This is a genomic window from Dapis hubbardiae BLCC-M172 (assembly GCF_050016015.1).
Lineage (GTDB): Bacteria > Cyanobacteriota > Cyanobacteriia > Cyanobacteriales > Microcoleaceae > Trichodesmium.
Genome location: NZ_JBNHEQ010000242.1, coordinates 1 through 1,251 on the forward strand (window position 1 = coordinate 1; position 1,251 = coordinate 1,251).

The window sequence follows — 1,251 nt, forward strand, 5'->3', positions numbered from 1 at the left end:
ATCCGATTTTCTTCTAACATCATTACTACTTGGTCTGAACCTGTAGCAACTGTAAGAGGATTAGTATTAACAGTATCTATTATCTTTAATATTTGTTGACTATTAGTAGTATTGTTAATAGACTCTTCTGTTTGTTCTTTGGCTGTAGCAGTATTTTTTGTTTGGTTGTTGTTACTGGGAGTTGTATCATTAAGATTGATTGATATCTGGCTTGTATTTTTATTTTGATTAATTTCTTGGCTCTGAATATTGATTGATTCATTGCCAAAATTTTGATTAATTTCTCCTAGATTTTGATTGCCACCAGCGGTTTGAATATTGGTAGTATTATTACCTGCATTTTGAGTAACGTTGCCGATATTTTGCTGACCACCAGCAATTTGAATATTGGTAGTATTATTACCTGCATTTTGAGTAACATTGCCGATATTTTGGTCACCACCAGCAATTTGTATATTAGTAGTATTATTACCTGCATTTTGAGTGATATTTTCTGTGGTTATGTCGCCAAATGTTGCTTGAATATTAGTAGTATTATTACCTGCATTTTGAGTGATATTTTCTGTAGTTATGTCACTAAATGTTGCTTGAATATTGGTTGTGTCATTGTTGGTCAGGATACCGCCTGTGATTTGAATATTGACTGTATCATTGTTGGTGAAGATACCACCTGTAGTTTGTATATTGGTAGTATTATTGCCTGCGTTTTGGTTGATATTTCCTGTGGTTATATCCCCACCTGCAAGAGAAATATTGGTATTGTTATTGGTGGTAAAGTTGCCACCATCTGTTTGAATATTAATGGTATCGTTGCTGCTGAAGTTGCCTCCTGTGGTTTGAATATTAGTGGCATCATTACCTGCTGTTTGAGTGATATTTTCTGTGGTGATATCGCCACCCATGACTTGAATGTTAGTTGTCTCGGTGGTGGTAATGTTGCCACCCCCTGTTTGAATATTAATGGTATCATTGGTAATGAAGTTGCCACCTGTATCTTGATTGTTTATGGCATCACGATCGGCATTTTGGTTGACATCTCCTGTGTTGATGTTGCCACCTGTAGCTTGAATATTAGTTGTATTATTTGTGGTAATATCACCACCATTAGTTTGAATATTGGTGTTGTCTGTGGTGTTAATATTTCCACCTGTGGCTTGATTATTGGTAGTGTCATTACCTGAAGTTTGGTTAACATCTCCTGTATTGAGATTTCCACCTGTGGCTATGTTGGTAGTATTGTCTGTGGTGGTA

1 protein-coding gene is annotated in these 1,251 nt (G+C 35.7%); it reads right to left on the reverse strand.

Going from position 1 to position 1,251, the window contains the following annotated elements:
- Positions 1 to 1,251 (reverse strand): beta strand repeat-containing protein (locus ACP6PK_RS22185; RefSeq protein ID WP_426562740.1); only part of this gene is annotated, 1,251 nt, incomplete at both ends.